Below are 4,091 nucleotides of genomic sequence, written 5' to 3'. Positions count from 1 at the left end.
CGGCTGACGGCTGACGGCTACAAGCTTACAGCTTTTTAAGCTTGTGTCGCATTTCTCTGGCGCAGTACTTCAAACAAACAAATGCCCGTGGCAACAGATACATTAAGACTTGAAACACTGCCTGCCATTGGTATTTTAACCAGTACATCGCAGTGCTCGCGGGTTAAACGGCGCATGCCTTCACCCTCTGCTCCCATTACAATCGCCATTGGGCCTGTTAAGTTTGCATCAAACACATGAGTGTCAGTTTCGCCCGCGGTACCCACAACCCACACGCCAGCATCTTTTATTTCGCGCAAAGTACGAGCAAGGTTAGTCACTTGAATAAGCGGAACGGTTTCGGCAGCGCCACACGCTACTTTTCGTGCTGTACCATTGAGTTTTGCTGACTTATCTTTTGGAACGATAATCGCGTGAACACCTGCAGCATCTGCACTACGTAGGCAAGCACCTAAGTTATGCGGATCCGTAATGCCATCAAGCACCAATAAAAACGGGGTGTCTTCACGGGCAATGATCACATCAAGATCTTTTTCATTGTATGTCGGCGCCGCTTTTACATTGGCGATAATACCTTGGTGCTGCTCATCTTTTGCTTTGTTATCAAGCGCTTTACGCTGCATAAACTGTACTGAAATACCAAATTTACGTGCTTCATTAATTATCGGAGTTAAGCGCTTGTCATCACGTCCCTTAAGGGCATAAATTTCTAAAAACCGCTCAGGCTCTTTTGTTAAAATTGCTTCAACAGAGTGAAAGCCAAAAATTAATTCATTACTCACGTATTACTTGCTCCTGGGCTGGTACGTTTACGGGCATTTTTGCCGGGTCTTTTCGGCTTTTTAACAGCCTTTTTCTTAGTTTTCTTTTTGGTTACGCCATCAGTCGTCGCTTTTGCTTTGCTGCGGCTTGCAGGTTTCTTTTTACCTTTTTTAGAAGGTTGTGAATCTGCTTTACCCTTGGTGCTGGTTGATGACTTACCTTGACGCGATTCTTTTTCATCGCCTTTTTTACCAGGAATTTTTCCCGCTTTTAATTGCGAACGAACACTTGCTGGTGCGTGGCTATCTTTAGCGCCACGGCGGCGCGAATAACGGTCTTGTGCCACATCACTACTTAAAGTTAAGTTAATACGGCGCTCATCCAAGCTCACAGATGCAACCTGCACAGTTACTTTATCGCCTAAACGATAAACCTTATGGGTTTGCTCACCAATCAAGCAATGCTTAGCAGCATCATGTTGGAAATACTCACTGCCTAAGTTGGTGACATGGATTAAACCATCAATTTGTAAATCGTCTAAGCGAATAAACAAACCAAAGTTGGTTACCGATGAAATTACGCCTTCAAACTCATCACCCACATGATCTTGCATGTATTCGCATTTTAGCCAATCAGCAACTTCACGAGTGGCATCATCGGCGCGGCGCTCAGTGGTCGAGCATTGCTCGCCTAACTGATCAACTTCGTCATCACTATAAACATAGTCACCGGAAGTGTGCATACCCTGCGCTTTTAAAATACCTTTAATTGCACGGTGCACCACTAAATCAGGGTAACGGCGAATTGGTGAGGTAAAGTGGGCATATTCACCCAGTGCTAAACCAAAGTGACCGATATTATCAGCTTGATAAACAGCCTGCTTCATCGAGCGTAGCAACATGGTTTGAATAAGCTCTGCCTCAGGGCGATCCCCTAACTTAGCAAGTACATGGGTGATTTCTTTTGGCGTTGGCTCATCACTAAGCGTTGATTCAATACCAAGCTCTGACAAGAACTGCCTAAAGTTACCGAGCTTTTCGCTATCGGGCTCATCATGCACTCGATAAAGCGCGCTGGCTTCATGTTTTTCAAGCATTTTAGCCGCAGATACGTTGGCTAAAATCATACATTCTTCAATTAACTTATGTGCATCGTTACGTACCACTGGCACGATTGATTCAATTTTACGTTGGGCGTTAAATACAAAGCGGGTTTCTAATGTTTCAAATTCTATCGCACCACGCTGTTGGCGCGCCGATTTAAGTGCCATGTACATTTGCTGTAAATCAGTTAAATGCGGCACTACGGCTGCATATTCTTCGCGTAGCTTTTCATCACCTTGCAAAATGGCATTGGTTTTGGTGTAAGTTAAACGCGCATGCGAGTTCATTACGGCTTCATAAAAGCGATAGCCAGATAGCTTGCCTGCTTCTGATACCATCATCTCAGCAACCATGCATAAACGGTCAACTTCAGGGTTTAGTGAACATAACCCATTAGAAAGCACTTTTGGCAGCATAGGAATAACCTGCTCAGGGAAGTACACTGAGTTACCACGTTCAATTGCTTCTTTGTTAAGCGGGGTGTTCATGCCAACATAATGCGATACGTCAGCAATAGCGACCCACAAACGCCAACCACCCGACTTTTTGCGCTCACAATATACTGCATCATCAAAATCGCGGGCATCTTCACCGTCAATCGTTACTAATGGTAAATCACGTAAATCTACTCGGTTTTGCTTATCGGCTTCTTCTACAAATTCACCTAAATGAGCAACTTGTTTTTCAACCGCTTCAGGCCAAACATGTGGAATATCATGATTACGAAGTGCCACTTCAATTTCCATACCCGGCGCTAAGTGCTCACCAAGCACATCAACAACCTTGCCTACCGCATTCATATTACGGCTTGGGTTTTGGGTTATTTGCACTTGCACCATTTGGTTATGGCGTGCGCCTTTTTCTGTACCAGGTAAAATAATAATATCTTGCGTAATACGGGGATCTTCGGCAACAACGACTGCAATACCGTGTTCAACAAAATAGCGACCAACAATTGGCGCTCTTTCATTGGTCAGCACTTTAATAATGCGCGCATCACACTTACCGCCAGAGCCACGTTTAGTGCCTTTAGCTAGTACAATATCACCATGCAAAACCATGTTCATTTGGTGCTTGGCGATAAACCAATCTTTACCTTCGCCTTCGACTTCTAAAAAGCCAAACCCGTCTCTATGGCCTATGACTTTACCTTTGGTCAGGCCTGCTTCGTCAATTAAGGCATAGCATTTAAACTTATTAAAATATAGCTGACCATCGCGCTCCATTGCACGTAATCGACGCTTAAACGCAATCTGGCGCTCATCATCGTTTACAGCTAGTTCTTCACATAGCTGTTGAAAATTGGCAGGTTTTGCACGGTCTTTTATATGAGTAAGTATAAACTCACGGCTTGGGACAGGGTTTTCGTACTTTTCTTGTTCTCGACTGAGATTAGGATCTTGGTTTGACATTCACTATCTTGTTAATTGGTTATGTTGTTATTTTAACCCATAACCGAACAATGAGACAGGCAAAAGCTATGAAACTTTTAAGAAAGCCTGTGTTAGTTACATTAAAATAGCTAAAAAAGGCTACAACCAGCCTTTTTGCTTGGCTATTCGTGCCGCATCGACTCGGTTACTGGCATTTAATTTGGCTATGGCGTCTGATAAATAGTTACGCACAGTGCCCTCACTTAAGAATAACTTTGCGGCTATCTCTGCTGTTTTCAACCCTTCACTGGCTAACTGCAATGCTTTTCGTTCTTTATCTGAAAGTGGATCGTTATCTTCAAGCGCGTTTAAGGCAAGCTCAGAATCAATCACTTTTTGTCCTGCCATCACTTTTTTTAGCGTGGCGATTAAACTGTCACTGGGTGCCTCTTTAAGGACAAATCCTTTTACTCCAGCAGCCATTGAACGTCGAATATACCCTGAACGTGAAAATGTAGTCATGATCACTACTTTAATATCAGGAAAGTCTGCATGTAATTTTTGGGCGAGCTCAATACCAGTCATGATGGGCATTTCAATATCCGTTAATACAATATCAGGCTTTAAATCGGCTATTTCTTGCAACGCTGTTTGGCCATTTGTTGCTTGCCCTATTACCTCTATACTTATATCCAAACTTAACAAAGCAGCCACTGCACCGCGGACTAAGCCCTGATCTTCCACTAAATAAACTTTGATCATATCAGCCCTCTATTAGTTGAATATACCCAAACGACCTCAAGATGCGAGCGTAGTTGGAATTAAAAGTGATTTAGGCAAGGCATTGATTGCA

At 43.4% G+C, this 4,091-nt stretch carries 3 protein-coding genes; all 3 read right to left on the bottom strand.

All coding sequences use genetic code 11. The features are described from left to right. Positions 1-35: 35 nt before the first annotated feature. Positions 36-782 (bottom strand): 23S rRNA (guanosine(2251)-2'-O)-methyltransferase RlmB, encoded by a 747-nt coding sequence (gene rlmB, locus CSC79_RS12995; RefSeq protein WP_099296193.1) that lies wholly within the window; start codon positions 780-782, stop codon positions 36-38. Further along, positions 779-3,277 (bottom strand): ribonuclease R, encoded by a 2,499-nt coding sequence (gene rnr, locus CSC79_RS12990; RefSeq protein ID WP_099296192.1) that lies wholly within the window; start codon positions 3,275-3,277, stop codon positions 779-781. Before rnr ends, rlmB begins: the two co-directional genes overlap by 4 nt. A gap of 120 nt (positions 3,278-3,397) precedes the next feature. Beyond that, positions 3,398-4,000, bottom strand: a complete 603-nt coding sequence (locus CSC79_RS12985; protein WP_099296191.1) for a response regulator transcription factor — start codon at positions 3,998-4,000, stop codon at positions 3,398-3,400. Positions 4,001-4,091 lie beyond the last annotated feature (91 nt).

This window comes from Pseudoalteromonas sp. 3D05 (assembly GCF_002723455.1).
Classification (GTDB): Bacteria; Pseudomonadota; Gammaproteobacteria; order Enterobacterales; family Alteromonadaceae; genus Pseudoalteromonas.
This window is presented reverse-complemented; position numbering and strand designations above follow the sequence as displayed.